The sequence below is a fragment of the Nesterenkonia sedimenti genome, from assembly GCF_012641515.1.
Lineage (GTDB): Bacteria > Actinomycetota > Actinomycetes > Actinomycetales > Micrococcaceae > Nesterenkonia > Nesterenkonia sedimenti.
In genome coordinates this window covers 51,864-73,217 of record NZ_JABAHY010000004.1, presented here as the reverse complement: position 1 = coordinate 73,217, position 21,354 = coordinate 51,864, and the positions used below count along the sequence as shown (strand labels likewise).

Below are 21,354 nucleotides of genomic sequence, written 5' to 3'. Positions count from 1 at the left end.
TCTAGATGATGTTGGCTTCGTGCAGGACCGCTTCGCTGCGGCTGAACCGCTCGGCGGAGAACTGTGCGGGATCCATAAAGGACTCCCTGCCACAGTAGAGGTCTGCGACCAGTTCTCCCACGGCTGGGCCTTGGAGGAAACCGTGTCCGGAGAATCCGGTGGCGTAGAAGAATCCCGCAACCTGCGAATCCTGGCCGATCAGTGCGTTGTGGTCCGGTGTTGTCTCGTAGAACCCGGCCCATCCGGCGGCCAGTTCCGGGGTAGCAAGCCCCGGGGCGCAGATCTCGGCTGCCGCGTTGAACTCTGCCAACCACTCATTGGAGTACTCGCGGTTGGGTCCGGGTTCCTGTTGATGTGAGATCCCTAGCAGGAGGCCATTGCGGTAATTGTGGAAGTAGAAGGTGGTTCCCAGGTCCAAAGTAAACGGCACGGTGGGGTGACCAGTGGGTGTCTGCGGGGTCAACCCGATCATCCGGCGCACCGGGACCACCGGAAGCTCAACACCGGCTAGCTCACCGATTCCTCCGCTCCAGGCTCCAGCACAGCAGATGACTGCTTCGGCACGGATTCGACCACGGTTAGTGGTCACCGAACGGATGACGTTATCGGCTCGGTCAATATCAAGCACTTCGGTCCGCGGCAGGATCGTCACGCCGAGGTCTTCGGCTGCAGCGGCATAGCACTGGACGACGGCGACCGGATGGGCGTGCCCGTCCTCCGGGGAGAAGGAGGCGCCCAGCAGCGCCTCCGGGTTGATATAAGGATTCAGCTGCCCTGCCTCCTCGGGGCTGATCATCCGAGAGCTCACACCCAGGCGGTTCTGCGCGGCGGTGGCTTCTTCCATTCCGGCCAGTTGCTCGGGGGTGCGGGCTAGAAAGAGGTAGCCGACACGGGAGAGTTCGATATCGACGCTGAAGTCTTGGTCGAAACTGGCAAAGCGCTCCAGGGAGCGCTGGCCCAGTTGGATATTCCCTGGGTCGGAGAAATTCGCCCGGACTCCCCCCAGTGGTTTGGCCGAGGATCCGCTGCCGAGTTCGAACTGTTCGACCAGGACGATGTTCTGCACTCCGGCTTTGGCCAGGTGGTAGGCGATGGAGGTTCCCATAATTCCACCACCGATGATCACCACATCGGCGGCCTCGGGCTGCGTGATGGCATCGGTGGGCAGCCTCAAAGGGACGGTGCGGTCATTCACAAGCAGAATCCTCCCTTATTGGTTATCGACAACTCTGGAGGATGGCTATTCTGTTGTCAAGATCACGCAGGGATTTACAAGCCTGAGCTGAGCCCCTCTGACCGAAGGGAGAACAGTCAGGGTTTGGCGTAGTCGAGGTGGCGGATCATCAGTTCCGCAGCTTTCTCCACCTCGCCGGTGATAACCGTCTCAGCGATCTCCACATGTTCATGTGCGGTCTGTTCCAACCCGTTGTTCTCGGTCAGATACAGATAGAAGCCGTTGACCCGGGATTGATCCCGCAGAGTATTGACTACATTCAGCCATCGGGTGTTACCCACCAGCCCCACAAGGTTGGCGTGGAAGGTCTGGTCGAGCTCCAAATACTCCGAGACGTCCTCATGGGTGGAGATTTCAACTGTTTTGGCAGCCAGCTCCCGCAGGTTCTGCTGCTGGTCCACCGCCAGGTCACGCTGGGCGGCCCGGCGGACTGCCTCGACCTCGATGAGCATCCGCAGCTCATAGACCTCCAGTTTGTCCTGCTCCGTCAGCTCCACGACCCTGAAGCCACGGTTGCGCACCAATTCCAGAAGTCCCTTATCGACCAGGGACATCATGGCTTCGCGGGCGGGCGAGTTCGAGATCCCCAACTGGGTGGCCAGCGCATTGGCCGAATAGATCTCACCGGGTTTCATCTGGCCGCTGAGCAGGGCCCGGCGGATCATCGCCTCAGTGGAGTCCTTTAGAGTCTGACGGGTCACCGAACCACTGGCCCATACCTTCTCCGGGCCAGAGTTGATGGTCAACGGCTGCTGCGTCACGTCGGTCCTCTCCACGGTCCTCAGCAGTCTACTACCCGCCATCGGCCCACTGTGCGGCCACTGCCCCAGGCGTAGACTGACCGATAGTGCAATTCCACTGTTCGAAAGGCCTCAGTTGTCCAGCCTGGTTCTGATCCCGCTGATCATCCTGTTATTGGTGTTCGCCACCTCAGTTATTCAGCGGGTCTCCGGCTCCGGATTCGGCCTCGTCCTGGCGCCCTTCCTGGTCCTGCTCATCGGAGCACATGAGGGCGTGATGCTCTCGAATTTCCTTTCCATCTTCGCTCCCCTGTTCGTGATGTGGCGGACCTGGCGGCTGATCGAGTGGCGCCGGCTGATCTGGCTGGCCCTGCCCTGTCTGCTGATCATGCCGCCGGCCGCTTGGCTCTCAGTCCGGGCCCATGAGGGCTATCTCTACCTTGGGGTCGGGCTGATGGTGATCTTCGGACTGGCGGTCTCATTGGTGATCCACCGGATCAATATGCGCATCGACGGGCCGGTCACCCGCCTGGCCACCGGCGGAGCCGTCGGGGCCGGAACAGTCCTGGTGGGAGTAGGGGCTCCCCCAATCGCGATCTACACAGTGCTCTCCGGCTGGCGGATTCAGTCCATGATCGCCACTATCCAGCCGCTGTGGCTGGTGGCTGCCACCACCTCGTTCTGCACCAAACTCGCCCTCGATGACGGCCAGCTGCCGACTCTGCCCTGGTGGGCCTGGGCAGGCACGGTGGTGATGATCATCGTCGGTATGTACTTCGGCGAATGGGTCCAGCGGCATATGGATGAGAACGGGATGCGCAGGGTGGTCACCGTCATCGCGCTCTTGGGTGGTCTTCTGGCGCTGGGAATGGGGATCCGCAGCCTCTTCCTGGGCGGCTGAGTACAGCCGACGACGACGCCGGCCCATCTCTTCTAGAACCTTCGGCTTTAGGTGGCCTCGGTGTCGTAGGGAGTCGGATTGTTCTCCAGCGGATCCACATCCAGTTCAGCTGCCTCGGCCTCGGAGGTCTCAGCATCTCCCTCGGCTGCCCCATCCTCAGATGATGCGGCAGTGGTGGCTGCCGAACCGGCGACCCCAGCGGCCAGGGCCCCTGATTTCTTAGCCCCCGTTCCGGCGAAGAGCTCCCGGGGATCCACTGATTTCTGCACATCCTTGGCCGTGGAGCGCACCTCGTTGTATTCATCGGCGAGCGCCTCGCGGATGATCCGCCGGGGGTCATACTGACGGGGGTCGTATTTCTGCCAGTCGACCTCATCGAAGTCAGTGCCGGTCTCTTCTTTGAACCGGACTTTTGCATCATCTGCCCAGACGCGGGCTTTGCGTACCCAGCGGGCCAGTGCCTGGGCGTACTGCGGCAACCGTTCGGGCCCCAGCAGAACCAGGGCCAGACCAAGGAGTATGAAGAACTCGTAGAAGTTGATGCCAGGCACAGAACGATTCTAATGGTGCAGTCGGCTCAGCTGGGACCGGTTCAGTCCAGGGTGTGCCAGGATGTGCTTGACCATTGGCGGGCCAGATAGGTCTCAGGTTCCCCGGTATTGGCATTGATGACCATCTCCTCCGGGGCCCCGGGCAGTGCCAGCTTGACCTTCCACAGCGGCAGATACACGAGGTTCAGCTCCTCGATACTGTGCCGGGGTTTCTTCATCATGTAGCTGCGGTCCACTTTGTCCAAGACTGCCCGCACATAGGGTTTGGCCTTCTCCTCGGTGGTGATCTTGGGTTTGATCTGGCGAGCCGAGGCGTCGTCGTCGGTGGTCTCCCACAGTGGTGGAACAGTTTCCATCACTCCCCGGTAGCCGGAGACGGCATCTACAAAGGCCACATTTGGCCGCACTTTGGGTGGGAAGGGCGGCCGGTCGGCGAAGGTCAGGATCTTGGCCAGCCACATGGGGTGGTGGATCAGCGTCTTGGAGGTGATGGCCGAGGCCGCCTGGGCGGAGGAGACCCGGAACCGACGGATCGGTCCCAGCCCCCTCCGCACCCCGGCGATCAGGGCCTTATCGCTGAGCGGCTTCTCTTTCTCGCCGATCAGTTGTGTGGCCACAGGTTATGCCTCCACCCGGTCGGGGACATCGGTGTGCATGAGGTCCACCTGATCCTGGATGTGCTGTGGTGGCGGGGCCGTCAGGAGGCTGACAGTGATCATCAGGACCAGTGAGACCGGGGCGGCGATAATCGGTTCGGCTACCAGGGCGAAGTACTCCCCGGAGACCAGAATGACGAAGGTGATGCCACCGCCGAGCATCCCGGCCATGGCACCGGCTGCATTGGCTCGCTTCCACCAGATGCCCAGCACAATCGGGAAGCCGAAGGCCGAAAGCAGTGCGCCGCCGACCCAGCCGACCATCACTGCGATCAACCCGGGTTCGGCCAGGGTGATGACGATGCCGACGCCGACGGCTACGAACATCACCACCAGCCCCAGGCGCACCACGGTCTTCTCCCGGGCCTCGGGGTTGATGAATTCCTTATAGATGTCCTGGGAGACACCTGCGGAGATGGCCAGCAGCATCGCATCGGCTGAGGACATGATCGCTGAGATCAGTGCCGCCAGAAGAATGCCTGCAACCAGTGGGGGCAGATAGGCCTCGATGACGTGCAGGAAGACCATATCGGCGTTGTCCAAGTCCCCAATGATGCCCATCCGGGCTCCGGCTGCAGCCATCATGAATCCGAAGACGAAGACTGAGGCATACAGGATCGCTGCGACGAAGGCCGAGCGGCGTGCGACCTTGGCGGATTTCGAGGCGAAGTTACGCATCACCGCTGATGGGGAGATCACGCCGAACCAGAGGAAGGCCAGGAAGATGCCGAAGTAGGTCATCCAGTGCTGGCTGATATCACCGAGTTCGGGATCTACCGCCAGTGCCTCTTCGATGAGGTTGAAGGCGCCGTCGTGCTGGACCCAGATCACGGTGGCAACAATCGCCAAACCGGTGACCATGACCAGACCCTGGATGAGGTCGGTATAGGTGATCGCCCACATCCCGCCCAGGGCAGCGTAGAGGGTGAAGCCGATGCCGAGTACGATGACGGCGGTGTTGAACTCCCAGCCCAAGACGTATCCACCGATGAGTCCTGAGGCGGTCAGCTGCGGGACCATATAGAAGGTCATCGCGATGACGACGATAACCGCGGCAACCCCGGCCACTGCCTTGTTGTAGCGGATTTTGAAGTACTCCGGCAGTGTCCGGACTCCGGTGCGGCGGATCTGGCCGGAGACCAGGAACACCACGAAAGGCAGGATGGCGGTGGCTGCGAAGCCGTAGGTCATCAGGAAGGGCAGCCCCAGGGAGACGCCACCTCCGACTGCGCCCATCAGGGAGCTGGCAGATGCCAGAGCGGCGAAGAGTGCCACACCTCCGACGAAGCTGTTGATATTCCGTCCCGCGGTCCAGTACTGATCCTCTGAACGTTGGGCTCGTTTGGAGAAGTAGATACCGATGCCGATCATCGCCAGCAGATACACCGCGACGATGAGACTTTCGGTGAGGCGAATGTTCTCAGCCATGGCTTATGCCCTCGCCTTCTCGCGTCGTTCCATCCAGATGACATAAATGCCGGTCAGCGCGATGGAGACTGGCATGGTGGCGAACATCAGCCAGCCGACCAGGGCGATACCTCCGGGGTGGGGCTCCTTGGGCCACCAGGTGAAGATCACTGCTGACATCACCAGGAGCACAGTGAGCAGGATGATGCCGGGTTCGGTCCAGATAGGCCGACGCCGTGCAGTATGTTCTGCCGGTTCTGCTGTGGACGACATTCCTATTTCCCTCTCTTGAGTGCGTAGATCCCCGCCACTACGGATAGGTCTTGCCAGGGCATACCGGTGCCTTTGAAGAACCGGGGAGTATCTGCCGGCAGCTTCACTTTGCCGGTGACGAGGTCTTTGAGTGTGATCGCTGAGGCGAAGTCGAAGTCTCCGGCTGCGGCGGGGATGAGGAGGTCTCCGGCTTCCTTCTGCGCGCTGGTCTGGGACTCGACAATGGTCAGTGCCCGTTTCACCAAGGCGGTATCAGTCTCGCGGTGCTGGCCATCATGGGATCCGATGGCGGCTACCGCGGCATGGTCGGGCAGAAGACTGGAGTCGAAGAGTGGTTCTGGGGAGGCGGTGCAGGTGACCACGACATCGGCCTCGGCAACGGCCTCGGCCTCGGCAACTTCTGCACTGACTCCCCTGGCGCGGGCGGTCTCCACTACGGCCTGGGCTTTATCTGCACTGCGGCCGACCACATCGATATGTTCAAGGTTCATAACCGCTTGGAGGGCTTCGATATGGGCATGTGCCTGGACACCGGTGCCGAAGATGACGGCTCGGTTGGCATCAGGGGCTGCAGTGTGGCGGATGGCCAGGGCTGTGGTGGCCGGTGTGCGAAGGGTCGTCAGTGCCGCGCCGTCCAGGGTTGCTACCGGGGTGTGGTGTTCACCGTCGAAGAGCAGGTAGAGGCCCTGAATGACCGGGATTCCTGCTTTGTCGTTGCCCGGGCGAAGGGTCACCACTTTGGTGCCGACCCATTCGGTGGTGGCCGATGGCATCTGAAGCAGCTGTCCTGCGGGGGTGTCGAGCCGGGAGCGCTGTCCGTCGTCCTCGGGGTCGAATCCTGCCACTAGAGTGGCTTCTAAGGCATCGACGGCTGCGCGCATCGGCATCAGCTCGGCGACCTCCTCGGCACCGATCCACATCGGCGCACCGGATTCTGACGACATATAAACCCCTCAATCTGTCGATTATCGATGACCTGCCGGCCTGTGAAATTGCACTCTAGCAGTCAGCTGGTCTCCAGAAAAGGGTTTATGACAGAAAAAGTACCTCCAGACTTTGAGCTGGAGGTACTTTTTCTCTCGTCTGATCAGGGGTTTAGGTCAGAGCTGCGTTACGGGTTTCCAATGGCGTGATGGTGGCGCCCAATTGTTTTTCCACCAGAGCAATGGATTCATTCTGTTGGACTTCGTAGAGGGCATAGGGGTCCGCGACCTCCCGGCCTACGATTTCGGACATCACAGTGATGTCGTAGTCGGTGCCCTGCTGAGCATCATCGCGGGACCCTTTATCGGTGAGATTGGACTGGAAGATACCGGCGGCGGAGCGGGGCAGGAAGTCTTCATAGACGATCGGATGGGCGGTGACCACCTCCGCCTCGATCAGCTCAGCAAGGGTGAGCCTGCGGCCACTGTAGGTCTCGCCTGCATTGGCCAAGGCCTGCTGGTTGACGGTGTAGGTGAAGAAGCCCAACCCCGCCAGGGCCAGTTCCTTCTCTGTCCGCGGCAAGTTCTCGGCCCAGACCTGCTGGGCCACCTCTGTGCGCACACTGCCCTGTCCTGAAGAGAGCCTGTAGTCAGTTTCGACGACCATCTTGTCGTAGAGGTCCCGTCCCTTCGGCGTCAGCGCAATTCCGCGCTGTTCGACCTCTCCGAAGCGGACGCGCAGCTCACCGGGACCGACGGTGCCGTCTTCAAATCGGAAGACTCGTTTCTCATCCAGGGCCCGGAAGGAGGTCTGGCGCAGCAGCACATCGGGCCCTTCCCAGGCCGGTGGCCCCTGCACCTCATCGATCATGGTGATGCCGCGTTCTTCCATCCGGCGGTAGAGGTCATCGATGTCCAGCACCCGTGGGGTGAGGTGGTTGATATGGGTACTGGTGACCCCACCGATATCGGCAGCGACTGCGGATATCGCCTCAAGCTCCTTGTACCAGGCGTAGTCCACAGGATCATCAGAGAGTTCGAAGGAGGCAGTTGCCATCTCAAGCAGGCGGTCTGCCTCGGCATCCTCGAGCCCCTTATTGGCTGCGGCCTTATCGGCGAGCTCCAGCAGCTCCTGAGGGAAGAGTGTGCGGTTATTGATGAACTCCCGGAGCCGCTTCTGCAGATCCGCGTCGAAGAACCGGGGATCATCGGCGGCGAGCATGGAGGTGAAAACCCGGAAGGGGTTCTTCGCCAGCTCCTCCTTATCGATGGGCCGGAAGGCCGTTGAGACCACCGGGACTGAGGATTTGGCCGCATCGCGCAGGTCGTAGAAGCCCACCGGATACATGCCGAATGCTGCGAAGACTCGGGCGACCTGGGACATCTCCTCAGGTGAGCCGACTCGGATGGCACCGTGGCGTTCGGCGGTGACTCGCTCGATGCTGCCCAAGCGTTCAGCATCGGCGCCTTCGGCCTTGAGGAAATCGCGGTTCACCTCGGTGGAGACATCCACCAGGGTGTTGTAAGCGGGCACTTCGGTGCCATACATCTCGGAAAGGCTCAATGCGAACCGGGCCCTGAGTTGCCAGAGCTGTTGAAAACTCACCACTGCCTCCTTGCAGCTGCCGCCTGGACACCTCGCCCCACGGCGCTATCGGTTATCGATTACCAGATGACAGAACTGACTCTAGCAGGGAATCGGGGGCAGGCGTGGTGGCCGTGGTTCTTGGGTTCAGTCGCTGAACCAGGAGCGCATTTCGTCGAAACCGCGCTCAAGTCGGTCGGCAGGACCAGGCGAGGAGGGCATGAGCTGGACCCGGGAGCGGTCCGTGACCATCACCCATGAGGTCACCTCCGGGGCTGTTTCCACCGGTTGGCTGGAGGTGATGACGTACTGGGCATAACCGGTCTCGACGGCTGTGGTCCATACCCGGGCATCCTCGGCGGAGTATAGGACCGCCTCCTGACCGGTGCTGAGCTCAAGCTCCTCGGCGTGGACATGCTGGAGGTCGACTACGTTATGCAGTGTCTCCTCAATGGGTTCCAGTTCCGCCCCGTCCTCTTCGACCCGGGTTTCGGCGACATTGATGAAGTATTCGCCATCGGCCATATGAACCTGGATGGTGCGAATTCCCTCCAGCGAACCGGTCTCGATGTACCTGTGCTCATAACCGTTGCGGGAGAGGTAGGGTACTGCCCAGCCCAGGGATTTGAGGTCGCTGAGATTCTCCACCGGCAGTTCCTTGATCTCGGCTCCCGGCATGGCTCCAGGCAGCACTGCTGCCACTCCCCTGTCGAGATAGTCCTCTTCTTCAGACTCTGCCGAGGGCTGTACTGCCGAGAGCATGGCCGCATCTTCTGCGGTTTCGGCATCGGTGTGCTGCCTCGGCTCAGGGGGAAGCAGTTCCTGAACGCTGGCGGCATTCGGGGCAGCCCGACCGCCGAGGAACCAGGCGAGGGCCACAACTAAACAGGTGACTGCAGCTACAGATGCCACGAAAACGCCGAAAACCCAGCCGAGATGGACTCGTCCGGGTCTCCTTGCGCGACGGTGGGTACTGCTAGTCGTGCCGGGCATCCCCGCTATTCTGGACCCCTTTTCTGTGAATATCCTTAATTTTTGCTGGGAAGCCCACCGTGTGGTCTGGCATCCCGGGGAGCGGATATAGGATGAGGCGCAACTGTTTGTAGACCATCGTCTCAAGGGATCTCTTCGCCATGCCTGCTCAGAACGCCAAACACGCTAGCTGGGCGTATGCCGAGGAGCATCTTCCCGAGGATGAACTTTTCGCAGAGGCGCGGCAGGCGGCCGTAGATCTCGGAGTGCCCTCCCCTTCTGAGGGAACTTTGGCCCTGTTGACCACCCTGGCTGCTATCGGTCCGGCCCGTGGGATTGTTGAAATCGGCACCGGGGTTGGGCTCTCCGGGACGGCGCTATTGCGAGGGGCGGCCAAAGATGCTGTCCTGACCGGGATCGATGCTGACTCCGATGCGGTCTCGATTGCGCGCAGGCTGTTCCGCAGTGAACCCATTGCTGCTGCTAAGACGCGTCTGATCACCGGCAAGGCAACTGAGGTGCTCCCCCGGCTGACGACTGCCGGTTACGATCTGGTGCATATCGGCGCCGGGGTCGACGAGATGGAGTTCTACGCACAGCAGGGCCTGCGCCTGTTGAAGCCGGCGGGGATCTTGGTGATCAGCGATGCTCTGGCCGGAGATCGCGTGGTCAAGCCGGCAGTTCGGGACCCTGAAGTGCAGGCTCTGCGCGCTGTGGAGCGCAGCCTGCGTGAGGATCAGCGGACTGTCACCTCACTCCTGCCCACCGGTACCGGTGTTCTGGTGGCGGTCAAACAGTCCCGACAGTAGGCCCGGCGGCTACTCGCCGACGGCTTCGATGAGGCAGGTCTTCAGTGCCTCAGCTTCTTCATTATTGATCTCAAGAACCAGGCGTCCCCCACCGTCGATCGGCACGCGCATGATGAGGCTGCGTCCTTCCTGGGTGACTTCCATCGGGCCGTCGCCAGTACGCGGTTTCATAGCAGCCATCGGGGGTCCATCCTCTTCCATTGTCGTGCTGACATTACGGTTCTTACGTATCTATTATCTATCACTCCGCGGAGGTGACGCTACGGGTCCGGCCTGTTGACATCTGTGGAATCAGCTGATGTGCCCTGGTCAGGCTCTCGAAGCTGCTGCGCTAAGGCGTCCAGGAGCTTATCGACCTGGTCCATCCGATACCCGCGTACAGCGGGATCCAGCTCTACATTTTCGAGGTCGTCGGCACTCAGAACGCCATGGGTGCGTTCAAGCAGTTGATCGACGGAAGAGAGGTTCTCGGGCGTGTCCTCGCGCGGGGCCGGCTCGCCGTTCCATTTGCCCAGCAGCAGCACGACGACGACGGCGATGATCAGCAGTGCCAGAATGTTCAGCCACAGCATGTATCGCTCCCGTCGTCTCTCACCGCATCAGGTTATCGTGCCCTGGCGGTGATCCTCAGGACCTCGCGGAGGTTTCTGCGTCCTGATCCTCGTGGGCGGGGGTTTCGTCGACAGGCGGCGGATCACTGAGGTCGGGCTGGAAGATCAGGATGAAGGCCGCGAAGATCACCACGTAGACGGCGAAGATCCGGAATTTTGCGCGGTAGAGCAGGGTGAGGACCAACCAGAGGGCTGCTGCGCCGACCACTGCCGCCACCAGGAAGGCGACCCAGTAGGCCTCGGCGCTGATGCTGAAGCCGCCCTCGTGGCCGATCAGGCTGCGCGACTGCACCGCTGTTGCGGAAACGATTGTGGGTATGGCGACGAAGAAGCTGAACTGGGCGGCGATTTTGCGGTGCATGCCCAGGGCCAGGGCTGCTGCGATGGTGATCCCGGACCGCGAGATCCCCGGCAGCAGGGCCAGGGCTTGGGCCAGACCGATGACGACGGCGACCCAGATGGTCATCTGGGCTGCCCCGCGCCAGGTGTGGCTGACCTTATCGGTCCACCACAGGATCGCGGCAGTGACCAGCAGCAGGATGGCAACGATCCATGGGGTGGCGAAGACTTCGGTGCCGTACTCGCGGATGAACAGACCCAGCACGCCGGTGATGCCGACGACGATCACACCCAGCAGCATCAGTTTGAGGTGGATGAGATGACGCAGGGTCTTGCGCCGGGCGAACCATATCAGTTCCCGCAGCGTCCCGCGCAGCAGCCGCAGCAGTGGCCGCCACATAACCACTGCCACTGAGACCATCGTGCCCAGGTGAACCACCAGGTTGAAGAAGATCATTTCCGGGGTGTCCGGACCGGGGATGGCTGAGCCGGCATCAGCCAACCAGTGCTGGGCGATCACCAGATGGGAGGAGGAGCTGACCGGGATGAACATGAACAGCCCCTGGATTGCGCCCAGGAGAATGGCTTCCCAGATGGTCACTGAAGACCTACTTTCGTCTGCGAGGTGGCACTAACGCGGGCAGCATAACTCCGGAGGGCCCGCGCAGGCAGAAGTCCATGGCCTCACTGATCTCGGTCTCCTCGGGGTTGATCTCGATCAGTGGGGTGCCACGTTCCAATGCCAGCAGGGGCAGGGAGGCTGCCGGCTGCACAATACCGGATGTGCCTGCTACAACCACCACATCAGCTGAACGGATGGCGGCCGTGGCGGCGTCGAAGGCCTCCATGGGCAGCATTTCGCCGAACCACACCACCCCGGGCCGGATGTGCCCGCCGCAGGTTGCACACTGTGGGGGCTCTTCAGGCTCCGGGGGCGCTTCGAATCCGTCGTAGGCCGGATCGGGCAGTTCAACAGGGTCTCCGCAGTCCAGACAGCGGTGGGCGAAGATACTGCCGTGCAGGTGCCCCAGGACCTCGGCTCCGGCACGTTCGTGCAGGTCATCGACATTCTGGGTGGTGATGCTCAGTTCTCCCCCCTCCTGCCGCAGCTGCTGCTGCCATTGAGCAAGAGCGGTATGCCCCGGATTGGGCTCAACCTGTTGGATCAGAGACTGACGCCACCGGTACCAGGTCCACACCAACGCGGGGTTGGCCTCGAAGGCCTCTGGGGTGGCCAGGTCCTGGGCGGAGAATCGCTCCCACAGGCCGGTCTGGACTTCCCGGAAGGTGGGCACATTGCTTTCTGCCGAGATGCCGGCCCCGGTGAGCACTGCCACCCGCTGTGCACCGGCAGCGATCTCCGCGATGTCGTCGTTGATTTCAGTCAGTACCTGCACCGCATCTCCTCTCAGAAACCTGGGGTTCCTGAGCGTAGCAATTGCGTTCCTAGGTCAGGACTTTCGGTTGTAGAGGTACATGGAGATAGGCGCGAAGACTGCTACCAGCACAACACAGTAGATGCCGACCACCAGGAGGTTCCCTTCATTGGTGCCGAGCATGAAATCGCGGATGCTGGCCACCACTACGCTGACGGGGTTGGCATCCACCACCGGCTGCAGCCAGTCGGGCATTGTTTGGGTGGGCACGAAGATATTGGAGGCGAAGGTCAGTGGGAAGATCAGGGTCATCGAGACTCCCATAACCGCTTCCTCGGTGGGCAGCAGCAGGGAGAATGTGGTCCAGATCCAGGACAGGCAGAAGCTGAAGACCAGCAGCAGGGCGAAGGCTGCGACCACGCCCTCCAGACCTCCCTCGGGGCGGAAGCCCACGGCGAAGCCGACGCCCAGGATGATGACACCGGCCAGGGTGTAGCGGACCTGGTCGCCCAGCAGGGCACCAACCAGCTGTGCCGGACGCCAGGTGGGCAGGGACCGGAACCGGTCGAAGATCCCCTTGGAGATGTCCTTATTCAAGGTCATCCCGGTGTACATGGTGATCATAATCAGGGTCTGGACGAAGATTCCGGGGATGAAGAACTGGACGTATTCGCTAATCGCGACTCCCCCGGTCTCACCGGTGCCGGAGACCACCGCGCCCATGGCCCCACCGAAGATGAAGGTGAACATCACCGTCATCATCAACGGGAAGACCGTGACGTCGAACAGCTGGGTGGGGATGTGTTTGATCTTCAGCATCGCCCGCCAGCCGTAGGTCAGGGAGCCAGAGATCGGTCCGGCGGGGGTCGGGCGCTGTTCGGTAGGCAGCAGCACATTGCGGATGGCGTCTGCGTTTTCCGCTTCGGCTCCTGCAGTGGCAGTCGGGGCGTTATTGCGCCCGTTGTTCACGAGCCCAGTGTTGATCTCGTTGCTCATGATGCTCCTCCTGCAGCGGCTCCTCCGGCGGCGGCTGCAGATGCCCCGGCGTCGTGGTCTTCTTCTGTGGTTTCAGTATCTTCGGCTTCGACTGGCTTACCGGTCAGGGCTAGGAAGACTTCGTCCAGGCTGGGCTGGCCCATGGCGAAGGTTTCGATGGCGATGCCTGATTCCTCCAGTGCCTGCAGGGCTGGGGTTGCGCTTGCTCCTTGGCCCAGTCGGGCGGTCAGGGCTGCGGCGTCCTTCTCCCGGACGACATTGCTGCCGACAGTGGTCTCCAGGATATGGGCGGCGGTTTCCCGGTCGGCGGGGTTTTCGACCCGGACCTTCAGCGCACCGGCACCGACCTGGGCCTTCAGCTGACCAGGGGTGCCCTCGGCGATGACTTTGCCGTGGTCGATCACTGCGATGCGGTCGGCTAGCTGGTCGGCCTCTTCCAGGTACTGGGTGGTCAGCAGGATCGTTGTGCCGCCTGCGACCAGGGTTCGGATGATGTCCCAGACCTGGTTGCGGCTGCGGGGGTCGATACCTGTGGTGGGCTCATCCAGGAACATCAGTTCTGGGGTGACCATCAGGGAGCCTGCGATATCCAGGCGGCGGCGCATACCGCCGGAGTATTTCTTCACCTGGCGGTCGGCGGCATCGGCGAGGTTGAAGGCCTCCAGGAGGTCCCAGCCGCGCTCGCGTGCTGCGTTCTTGCCGAAGCCCAGCAGCCTGCCGAGCAGGATGAGGTTCTCCAGGCCGGTGAGGTCCTCGTCCAGTGAGGCGAACTGACCGGTCAGGGCGATCTTCTCGCGGATGGTCTTCGGTTCTGCGAAGACATCATGACCCAGCACCTGGGCCTCGCCGCCATCGGGGCGAAGCAGGGTGGCCAGCATCCGGATGGTTGTGGTCTTACCGGCGCCGTTGGGGCCGAGGACACCGTAGATGCCGCCGCGGGGGATGGTGAGGTCGACACCATCGACTGCGGTGTTATCGCCGAAGCGCTTGACCAGACCACGGCATTCAATGGCCAGGTCAGAAGAATAGGAACTCATGCACGAGTCTCTTCCTGGAATCAGGGGGATAAAAAGAAAGGGCCAAAGGCAAGGTCTATCCTACCCTCTCGGGAGGATTTTCGTACCCGTCAGGCTAAACCTGAGCGAGGACTTTTTCGATTTCTTCAGCACTTCGCTCAGGCCCGTCGATGGAGGCTGCAGCCTGGGCCAGTCGGAGAGCTCGTTCCTTCAGCGTGGGGTCCTCCAGAAGCCGCAGCACAATGCTGCCAAGACGTCTGCGCCCAATATCCCGACCACGAATTCTCAGGGAATTGCCATATCTGACGCAGTCTTCGATATTCCAGGTCTGCTCCAACTGCAGGCCAATACCCGCGAAGGGAACTCCATACTGGCAGGCGGTCTGAACGGTTCCTTCACCGCCGTGAATAATTGAGGCGTCGATAAGTCCGGCGAGGCGATGTGCTGGCAGTAACCTATGAAATGAACCTCGTGACCCCGGTGGCGCATCGCCCGGGCAATCTCCACCCCGCGCGATGTCTCGCCCAGGTTGAAAGTCTCGGGAGCGAAGAGGATCCGCGCCATCCCAGGTCCCGCCTCTCAGTTATCGCCCTCGGCTGACCGTTCAGATCCCGAGCTGTTGGCCTAACCACCGGTAGATCAGGGCGTTCATTGTGGCCTGCTGTTCAGGGTTGGCCGCCCCGCCGTGGCCGCCCTGGGTGTTCTCCCAGTAGGTGACATCGGCACCAATTTCCTCCAGGGCTGCTGTCATCTTTCGGGCGTGGCCGGGGTGGACCCGATCATCCTTGGTGCTGGTCGTCAGCAGAACCGGCGGATACTGCTGCTGCCGGTCCAGGAGGTGGTAGGCGGAGAAGTTCTGGATGAATTCCCAGTCGGAGGTCTCCGGATCCCCGTATTCGGCCCGCCAGGAGGCCCCGGCCAGCAGCTGCGCATAACGCTTCATATCCAGCAGCGGCACTTGGATGACTACCGCTCCGAAGAGCTCCGGGTAGCGGGTGAGCATATTGCCGGTCAGCAGCCCACCATTGGAACCGCCCTGGCAGGCCAGCTGCTCGACTGTGGTCACCCCGGTGCTGACCAGGTCGCGGGCCACAGCGGCGAAGTCCTCATAGGTCCGGGGTCGGTTCTCCTTCAGCGCTGCCTGATGCCATCGGGGCCCGTACTCCCCTCCCCCGCGAATATTGGCCATGGCGAAGACTCCGCCGGTCTCCAGCCAGGCTTTGCCCACCAGCGGCAGATAGCGCGGCTTCAGGGAGATCTCGAAGCCTCCGTACCCGTAGAGCAGGGTCGGTTTGGTCTCGGTGCCGGCAATTGATTCCCGTGGCGCGCCCTCGGTAGCAGCCTCAACCGCTTCTGCCGGTCCGATCAGGAAATACGGGACCTCAGTGCCGTCCTCGCTGGTTGCGAACCGCTGGACGGCAGCCAGCCCCTCGGAGTCGAAGCGTTCAGGGGCCTGTTTGATGACCTCATAGGTCTCGGTCCTGCCCTCCAGCACCGGGGCCAGTGTTCCCAAGTATTTGGTGGTCGGGGTCAGGAAGTCATTGGCGGTGATCCAGATATCGTCGGTCTCCCGGGAGTCATAGGCCCCCACGGATAGGGAGCCGGTGATTCCGGAGAGGACCCGCTGGGAGGTCCACTGGCCCTGTTCATCCCGCCAGTGGGCTTCGACGTGCTCGACGACGTCCTCCATGATGGTCAGGGCGAAGATGTTCCTCGTCGCGGTGATGCCCTGCAGGGAGGTGGACTCCGTGGGAATAAACAGCGGGGTGAGCTCCACCGGACGCGGTTCGCCGTCGTCGTCGTTTGTTTCGTCTGCCGCTGCCCCGCGGATGAACTCTTCGGCGTCGGCCACATAGAGGCTGCCGCCGGGGAGATCGACCCCAGCCACTCGGGCATCGGTGCGGGGTGCGAAGAAGATGAGGTCTCGGTGGAAGCCGGTGCGCACATCGGTGGGGACATCCACGCGGGTCAGCCGGGGTTCGCCCTCCTCATAGTCGATGAGATAGGTCTCGGAGTCGTAGAAGCCGAGCACGCGGGTGGCCAGATGCCGCTCATGCCCCGGAGTGGAGTCATATCCGGCGGTGGCGAGCATATCGTCCTCGGCAACCGAGATGATCGGTTCCGCCTCGGAGAGTTCAGTGCCGCGCTGCCACCGGGTAGCGACCCGGGGATAGCCGGAGGTGGTCACTGGGGCCTCATCAGAAGGACCCGGCTGATCGGTGTAGGCGTAGACCGTATGGGCATCGATCCAGCTGAGCCCGCCCTTGCCTTCAGGCCGGTAGAACCCGCCGTCCTGGGGTTCGATGAATTTGCCGGTGTTGAGGTCGAACTCTCGGGTGACATCGGCATCCGAACCTCCTGGGGAGAGGTCGATCAGCGCCCGGGAGTAGCCGGGGATCTCCTCATCTGTGGTTTGTTCCGGGCGAAGCACCGCTGCCCCGTGCCAGACCCAGGTGATGCCCTCGGTCTCGGAGAGCGCATCGAGATCGAGCAGGGTCTCCCATTCGGGGGTCTCACTCCGGTAGGACTCCAGGGTGGTGCGCCGCCAGATTCCCTGGGGGTGCTCGGTGTCAGTCCAGAAGTTATAGAACCAATCGCCGCGTTTGGTGACCCCGGGGATCCGGTCTGAGGCGTCGAGGATCTCACGCAGGGAGTCCTTCAGCCGGGCGAACTCCTGATCCTGCAGGGCCTGTTCAGCCTGCCGGTTGCGTTCCTCCACCCAGGTCAGCGCCTGATCTCCCTCAACATCTTCCAACCAGAGGAAGGGGTCGGACTCCGGGTTGATCAGGCGCTTGGTCATGGGGGTGCTCCTATCTCGCACGGCTGTGGCGGGGTTGGGCGGTTATTTGCCGGAGAGGTCGTCGTCGAGGTCTCCGCCGGCTTCCAGATGGTCGATATCCCTGCGGTTGATCGGGGTTGCGATGGCTTCGGGGTCGCTGTCCTCATAGCCGGCATCGGTTCCTCGCCAGCGGGCGATCGCACTCATCCCGTGGTGAATGGCCAAGGCGGAGAGGGAGCCCACGGCAATGCCTTTGAGGACCACGTCTCCGAAGGTGATGGTGTAGTCGGCGATGGCGATGATCAGGGGAACACCGGCCACTGCGAGGTTGATGGGATTGGAGAAGTCGACCCGGTTCTGCACCCAGATGCGCACCCCGAGGATGCCGATCATGCCGTAGAGCACGGTCCCGGCCCCGCCGAGGACGCCATCGGGGATTGTATTGACCACGGCCCCGAATTTCGGCACCAGGGCCAGCAGGATTGCGAAGGTTCCGGCCACCCAGTAGGCGGCGGTGGAGTAGACCTTGGAGGAGGCCATAACGCCGATGTTTTCCGCGTAGGTTGTGGTGCCGGAGCCGCCTCCGGTGCCGGCGAGCATGGTCGCGGCACCATCGGCCATCAGTGCCCGTCCGGTGACCGGGTCCAGATCGCGTTTGGTCATCAGGCCCACGGATTTCACATGGCCGACGTTCTCGGCCACCAGCACCAGGATCACCGGGATGAACAGGCCGATCACCCCGATGTGGAAGGTCGGGGTGGTGAACTCCGGCAGCCCCACCCAGCCGGCCTCCCCGATCTCGGAGAAGTCGACCTCATTGCGGATGACGGCGACGATATAACCGACGACGACGCCCAGCAGGATGGACAGGCGGCCCAACAGGCCGCGGAAGAGCACACCGCAGACCAGCATGGCCACGATGGTCGCCGTGGCGGTGACCGGTCCTTCTTGGACATTGTCCCAGGCGGCTGGGGCGAGGTTGAGGCCGATCAGGGCCACAATGGAGCCGGTGACCACCGGCGGCATCAGGCGTTGGATCCAGGCAGGGCCGGCGAAGTGGACGATGAGGCCGACCAGCAGCAGGCCCAGGCCGGCCATGAAGATTCCGCCCAGGGCTCCGCCCATGCCGTATTGGGCGGTTGCTGCACCTACTGGGGCCAGGAAGGCGAAGGATGAGCCGAGGTAGCTGGGGACTCGCCCTGCGGTGATCACCAGGAACAACAGGGTTCCGATACCGGAGAACAACAGGGTGGTCGATGGTGGGAAACCGGTGATGACCGGGACCAGGAAGGTCGCACCGAACATGGCGACCACATGCTGCATGCCCACGCCGGTGGTCTGGAACCAGCTGAGGCGTTCATCGGGGGCGACTACATCGCCCGGGCGGATGGTCTTGCCGTCTCCGTGGAGACTCCAGCCGAAGCCGGGCAGAATACGTCGTCGGGCCATGGGCTCAACTCTACCGGCAGTGCTCAGCCGGTGTTCTGCAGGCCGGCGGCGACCCCTTTGAGGGTGATCAGCAGCAGGTTCCGGGGGTCTTGGATCTCCTCTTCGGACAGGGTGCTGGAGCGCAGTTTCTTCAGTGCCCGCAGTTGGATCAGGCTCAGGGCGTCCACATAGGGGTTGCGCAGCTGCACCGCTCGGCCCAGGACCCGGTGTTGGGCCAGCAGCCGGTCCTGGCCGGTGATGGCCAGGATCCACTTCTCGGTCAGCTCGAGTTCCTCGAGCACTGCTGTGGCCAGTTCCTGTTCCTGTCCGAGGCCGAGGTAGCGCCGGGCGATGCGTTTATCAGTTTTGGCCAAGGACATCTCGATGTTGTCCACCATGGCGGTGAACAGGGGCCATTCGGCATAGGCATTGCGGAGCAGGTCGAGGTCACCGACTGTCTCCAGGGCGGTGCCGAGGCCGTACCATCCGGTGAGATTGATCCTTGCCTGTCCCCAGGCGAAGTTCCAGGGGATGGCGCGGAGGTCTTCGAGAGATTCCACGGAGAGTCCACGTTTGGCCGGGCGGGATCCGATGGCCAGCAGGCCGATTTCGTCCTGGGGTGTGACCTGGGCGAACCAGGGGGCAAAGCCTTCGGCGTGGACCAGCTGGTGGAAGCGTTTCCGTGAGGCGTCATCGAGCTGCTGGGCCAGCTCTGCGTATTTCTCAGCGGCTGCGGCATTGCGCTTCTCGGTGGAGGGTGCGCTGGCCATCAGGGTCGCGGCGGCCACCTGTTCGATATGCCGCAGGGCGATCTCGGGGTTGCCGTAGCGGGCGTCGATGACCTCGCCCTGTTCGGTGACTTTGAACCGTAGGTCCACCGAGTGTGGGGGTTGGGCCAGGATCGCCCGGTTAGCCGGACCGCCGCCTCGGCCCAGGGCGCCGCCGCGACCGTGGAATTGGGTCAGTTGGATGTTGTTCTCCACTGCCCAGGCAGCGATCTTCTCCTGTGCGGTATACAGCGCCAGGGTCGCGGCTACCGGGCCGACGTCCTTGGATGAGTCGGAGTAGCCGAGCATGACTTCCATCCGCCGACCGGTCTGTTCCAGCCGCTGCTGCAGCTGCGGGTTCTGCAGCGCCTCTTCCAGGATCTTGGGGGCGTTCTGGAGGTCGTCGTAGGTTTCGAACAGGGGGATGACATCGAGCACAGGTGCCTGATCGGCCCCGCCGAGGGCTTCTTCTGCCAGGCGGTAGACATCGGCGAGGTTCTGCGCGCTCTGAGTGAAGGAGACGATATAGCGTCGGGTGGCGTTGACCCCGTAGCGCTGCTGCAGGGAGGCGATGGCCCGGAAGGTCTCCAGCACCTCCTCGGGTGGGACGGCGGATTTCTCCACCGCATTGGGGTCCTGCAGCCACTGCAGGGTCTGGGTGTGCACGGCGGAGTGTTGGCGGACCTCCAGTTCGGCGAGGTGGAAGCCGAAGGTCTCCACCTGCCAGATGAGCTCCTGAAGGTCCCCGTAGGCGGACCGCTGTGCCCCAGCCTCAACCAGGGAGGACTGCACGATGCGGAGGTCTTCGATGAGCTCCTCGGGGACCCGGTAGGCGAGGTCTGCATTGCGCTGGCGGGTGGCTTCCACTCGTCCTGCGATGCCCAGCAGCACCTGCCGATGAGGTTCCTTGGGTGAGTGCTGGACTGCCTGCTCGGCCAGCTCCTCGGAGAGCTGTTTGATCCGGTTCCACAAGGCTGTCAGCTCCGCATTCGGCGGGGTGTACCGCTCATCCAGGGTCAGGGAAAGTCCGACGACGCGGGTGCGCTGTTCCAGATTGCCCAGCACCCGGTCGGCGGCCTGGGCTACGGCCTGACGGGTGATGGAAGCGGTGACATTGGGGTTGCCGTCACGGTCGCCGGCGATCCAGGAGCCCAGCCGGATGAAGGCCGGGACCTTGGGTGCTGAGCTGCCGGCCCGGCGGTTCTGCAGCCAGTCGTCCATCCGGCGATAGGCCTCGGTGAAGACTGTGGAGAAGGAGGATTCGAAGACTCCGAGGGCGGTGCGCACCTCATCCAGGGGTGAGGGATTGGAGACCCGCAGCTGGGCGGTGCGCCACATATTGTCGATCTCTTCGGTGATCTCCCGGAGGTTCCGGGCCTGGGCGGCCGGTCCCATCCGGGGGCCATCGCGCTCATCCAGCAGGGCACCGATCCGGCGGATGCTGGCGGTGATCGCATTGCGCCGGGCCTCGGTGGGGTGGGCGGTGAGAACCGGATGGAAGCGCAGCTCCTGAAGTCGACGCTCAGCCTCCTGGTGGCCCACTTCCCCGGCGAGGTGGGTGAAGGCTGCGGCCACCGAGTCCGAGGGTTTCTGCTCCTCCAGGGAGATCTCACCGTCGCGGGCCCGGAGGGTGCGGACCCGGTGCTGTTCCTCGGCGAGGTTGGCCAGCAGGAAGTAACAGGTGAAGGCCCGGGCGACCTCTTTGGCGCGTTCGGCGGAGAGGGATTCCACGAACTCCTCGGCCTTGGCCAGGGTCTCCTCGGTATCGTCCTCGACTGCGGCGATAGTCAGCCCGCGCAGTGTCTCGACATCCTCAAGCAGGCCGGGTGAACCGTATTCCTCCAGAACTGTGCCCAGCAGTGAGCCGAGCAGGCCGACATCACGTCGCATTGCTTCGGGGATCTGGTGTTCGGCTGCGCTGCGCGAGTGGTCCACGGTGGGGTCCGATGCGGTCATGCTGCAGTGTCCTCCTCAATCCTCCAGACCGGTAT

General features: G+C 62.6%; 21 protein-coding genes. 2 read left to right on the top strand and 19 right to left on the bottom strand.

Translation table 11 applies throughout. The features are described 5' to 3' along the window. Position 1 precedes the first annotated feature (1 nt). Positions 2-1,195 carry an NAD(P)/FAD-dependent oxidoreductase gene (locus tag HGQ17_RS05935; RefSeq protein ID WP_168887056.1) on the bottom strand — a complete coding sequence of 398 codons (1,194 nt, stop codon included), beginning with the start codon at positions 1,193-1,195 and terminating at the stop codon, positions 2-4. 116 nt (positions 1,196-1,311) lie between these two features. Next, positions 1,312-1,995 (bottom strand): GntR family transcriptional regulator, encoded by a 684-nt coding sequence (locus tag HGQ17_RS05930; protein WP_324615202.1) that lies wholly within the window; start codon positions 1,993-1,995, stop codon positions 1,312-1,314. 115 nt (positions 1,996-2,110) lie between these two features. Between HGQ17_RS05930 and HGQ17_RS05925 the strand changes: the two genes are divergently transcribed. Then, positions 2,111-2,875, top strand: coding sequence for a sulfite exporter TauE/SafE family protein (locus HGQ17_RS05925; protein WP_168887054.1), 765 nt, complete (start codon positions 2,111-2,113; stop codon positions 2,873-2,875). Positions 2,876-2,922: 47 nt separating this feature from the next. On the opposite strand, the gene HGQ17_RS05920 is transcribed toward HGQ17_RS05925, so the two are convergent. The 7 genes from HGQ17_RS05920 to HGQ17_RS05890 all read right to left on the bottom strand — a co-directional run bounded on the left by HGQ17_RS05920 (position 2,923) and on the right by HGQ17_RS05890 (position 9,182). Next, positions 2,923-3,426 (bottom strand): Sec-independent protein translocase family protein, encoded by a 504-nt coding sequence (locus HGQ17_RS05920; RefSeq protein WP_168887053.1) that lies wholly within the window; start codon positions 3,424-3,426, stop codon positions 2,923-2,925. A 41-nt stretch (positions 3,427-3,467) separates the two neighbouring features. Further along, positions 3,468-4,043 (bottom strand): hypothetical protein, encoded by a 576-nt coding sequence (locus HGQ17_RS05915; protein ID WP_168887052.1) that lies wholly within the window; start codon positions 4,041-4,043, stop codon positions 3,468-3,470. Between the two features lie 3 nt (positions 4,044-4,046). Then, positions 4,047-5,510 carry a sodium:solute symporter family protein gene (locus HGQ17_RS05910; RefSeq protein WP_211090467.1) on the bottom strand — a complete coding sequence of 488 codons (1,464 nt, stop codon included), beginning with the start codon at positions 5,508-5,510 and terminating at the stop codon, positions 4,047-4,049. Positions 5,511-5,513: 3 nt separating this feature from the next. Further along, positions 5,514-5,762, bottom strand: a complete 249-nt coding sequence (locus tag HGQ17_RS05905) for a hypothetical protein (RefSeq protein ID WP_168887051.1) — start codon at positions 5,760-5,762, stop codon at positions 5,514-5,516. Between the two features lie 2 nt (positions 5,763-5,764). Then, positions 5,765-6,706, bottom strand: a complete 942-nt coding sequence (locus tag HGQ17_RS05900) for an ornithine cyclodeaminase family protein (RefSeq protein WP_211090466.1) — start codon at positions 6,704-6,706, stop codon at positions 5,765-5,767. Between the two features lie 151 nt (positions 6,707-6,857). Then, entirely contained in the window at positions 6,858-8,291 is a 1,434-nt protein-coding gene (hglS, locus tag HGQ17_RS05895) for a 2-oxoadipate dioxygenase/decarboxylase (RefSeq protein WP_168887050.1), read from the bottom strand. 126 nt (positions 8,292-8,417) lie between these two features. Beyond that, on the bottom strand, positions 8,418-9,182 hold the full coding sequence (locus HGQ17_RS05890; protein ID WP_168887049.1) for a hypothetical protein: 765 nt from the start codon (positions 9,180-9,182) through the stop codon (positions 8,418-8,420). Positions 9,183-9,403: 221 nt separating this feature from the next. On the opposite strand from HGQ17_RS05890, the gene HGQ17_RS05885 reads away from it, so the two are divergent. After that, entirely contained in the window at positions 9,404-10,051 is a 648-nt protein-coding gene (locus HGQ17_RS05885; RefSeq protein WP_168887048.1) for an O-methyltransferase, read from the top strand. A gap of 9 nt (positions 10,052-10,060) precedes the next feature. On the opposite strand, the gene HGQ17_RS05880 is transcribed toward HGQ17_RS05885, so the two are convergent. The 10 genes from HGQ17_RS05880 to HGQ17_RS05835 form a co-directional block, all read right to left on the bottom strand. After that, positions 10,061-10,231: a DUF3117 domain-containing protein gene (locus tag HGQ17_RS05880; RefSeq protein WP_168887047.1), complete on the bottom strand. Its 171-nt coding sequence runs from the start codon at positions 10,229-10,231 to the stop codon at positions 10,061-10,063. Between the two features lie 80 nt (positions 10,232-10,311). Continuing rightward, positions 10,312-10,623, bottom strand: coding sequence for a DivIVA domain-containing protein (locus tag HGQ17_RS05875; RefSeq protein ID WP_168887046.1), 312 nt, complete (start codon positions 10,621-10,623; stop codon positions 10,312-10,314). A 55-nt stretch (positions 10,624-10,678) separates the two neighbouring features. Next, positions 10,679-11,602, bottom strand: coding sequence for an undecaprenyl-diphosphate phosphatase (locus HGQ17_RS05870; protein ID WP_168887045.1), 924 nt, complete (start codon positions 11,600-11,602; stop codon positions 10,679-10,681). Between the two features lie 7 nt (positions 11,603-11,609). Beyond that, positions 11,610-12,398, bottom strand: coding sequence for an SIR2 family NAD-dependent protein deacylase (locus tag HGQ17_RS05865; protein ID WP_324615201.1), 789 nt, complete (start codon positions 12,396-12,398; stop codon positions 11,610-11,612). 54 nt (positions 12,399-12,452) lie between these two features. Next, positions 12,453-13,373 (bottom strand): ABC transporter permease, encoded by a 921-nt coding sequence (locus HGQ17_RS05860; protein WP_168887044.1) that lies wholly within the window; start codon positions 13,371-13,373, stop codon positions 12,453-12,455. Further along, entirely contained in the window at positions 13,370-14,410 is a 1,041-nt protein-coding gene (locus tag HGQ17_RS05855; protein ID WP_168887043.1) for an ATP-binding cassette domain-containing protein, read from the bottom strand. The genes HGQ17_RS05860 and HGQ17_RS05855 overlap by 4 nt, the downstream gene beginning before the upstream one ends. Before the next feature lie 94 nt (positions 14,411-14,504). After that, positions 14,505-14,840, bottom strand: coding sequence for a nucleotide disphospho-sugar-binding domain-containing protein (locus HGQ17_RS15845; RefSeq protein WP_407670758.1), 336 nt, complete (start codon positions 14,838-14,840; stop codon positions 14,505-14,507). Positions 14,841-14,993: 153 nt separating this feature from the next. Continuing rightward, positions 14,994-17,189, bottom strand: coding sequence for a prolyl oligopeptidase family serine peptidase (locus HGQ17_RS05845; protein WP_168887042.1), 2,196 nt, complete (start codon positions 17,187-17,189; stop codon positions 14,994-14,996). Between the two features lie 42 nt (positions 17,190-17,231). Further along, positions 17,232-18,617, bottom strand: a complete 1,386-nt coding sequence (locus tag HGQ17_RS05840; RefSeq protein WP_168887041.1) for a uracil-xanthine permease family protein — start codon at positions 18,615-18,617, stop codon at positions 17,232-17,234. A gap of 23 nt (positions 18,618-18,640) precedes the next feature. Next, positions 18,641-21,319 (bottom strand): phosphoenolpyruvate carboxylase, encoded by a 2,679-nt coding sequence (locus HGQ17_RS05835; protein WP_168887040.1) that lies wholly within the window; start codon positions 21,317-21,319, stop codon positions 18,641-18,643. Positions 21,320-21,354 lie beyond the last annotated feature (35 nt).

Bases quoted from the DNA above. Each gene is read 5' to 3' on its own strand.
- HGQ17_RS05860 (WP_168887044.1), bottom strand. From the start codon at position 13,373: ATGAGCAACGAGATCAACACTGGGCTCGTGAACAACGGGCGCAATAAC.
- HGQ17_RS05910 (WP_211090467.1), bottom strand. From the start codon at position 5,510: ATGGCTGAGAACATTCGCCTCACCGAAAGTCTCATCGTCGCGGTGTAT.
- HGQ17_RS05855 (WP_168887043.1), bottom strand. From the start codon at position 14,410: ATGAGTTCCTATTCTTCTGACCTGGCCATTGAATGCCGTGGTCTGGTC.
- HGQ17_RS05880 (WP_168887047.1), bottom strand. From the start codon at position 10,231: ATGGCTGCTATGAAACCGCGTACTGGCGACGGCCCGATGGAAGTCACC.
- HGQ17_RS05900 (WP_211090466.1), bottom strand. From the start codon at position 6,706: ATGTCGTCAGAATCCGGTGCGCCGATGTGGATCGGTGCCGAGGAGGTC.
- HGQ17_RS05875 (WP_168887046.1), bottom strand. From the start codon at position 10,623: ATGCTGTGGCTGAACATTCTGGCACTGCTGATCATCGCCGTCGTCGTC.
- HGQ17_RS05840 (WP_168887041.1), bottom strand. From the start codon at position 18,617: ATGGCCCGACGACGTATTCTGCCCGGCTTCGGCTGGAGTCTCCACGGA.
- HGQ17_RS05905 (WP_168887051.1), bottom strand. From the start codon at position 5,762: ATGTCGTCCACAGCAGAACCGGCAGAACATACTGCACGGCGTCGGCCT.
- HGQ17_RS05835 (WP_168887040.1), bottom strand. From the start codon at position 21,319: ATGACCGCATCGGACCCCACCGTGGACCACTCGCGCAGCGCAGCCGAA.
- HGQ17_RS05885 (WP_168887048.1), top strand. From the start codon at position 9,404: ATGCCTGCTCAGAACGCCAAACACGCTAGCTGGGCGTATGCCGAGGAG.
- HGQ17_RS05845 (WP_168887042.1), bottom strand. From the start codon at position 17,189: ATGACCAAGCGCCTGATCAACCCGGAGTCCGACCCCTTCCTCTGGTTG.